1 protein-coding gene is annotated in these 272 nt (G+C 40.4%); it reads left to right on the top strand.

Going from position 1 to position 272, the window contains the following annotated elements; translation table 11 throughout:
* Positions 1 to 272, top strand: a 272-nt coding sequence (locus AAEY83_RS15115) for a hypothetical protein (RefSeq protein WP_351060190.1), incomplete at both ends; no start/stop codon positions are given.

Genomic DNA, 272 nt, shown 5'->3' on the forward strand with positions numbered 1-272 from the left:
GTAAATTATGGGCTGATTGGGGGGCATTATTTGAGCTTGAAAAAAAACATAATAAAGATGTGTATGAAGCAACTTCGGGTTTTGTGATCGAAAAAGAGTTTGGCAAAACAAGCTTAACTATGAATGCTTTTTTGGTTTACGAGTGGGGGCAGGATATACAAAATGAATGGGAAAGCGAGTTTAGAGCGCAATATCGCTATCGATATCGTTCTGCTTTTCAGCCATCTATTGAGGTGTACGTAGGAGAAGACTTTGTTGGCATAGGGCCTGGG

Source organism: Psychrobacter sp. TB20-MNA-CIBAN-0197 (assembly GCF_040309765.1).
GTDB classification, from domain to species: Bacteria; Pseudomonadota; Gammaproteobacteria; order Pseudomonadales; family Moraxellaceae; genus Psychrobacter; species Psychrobacter submarinus.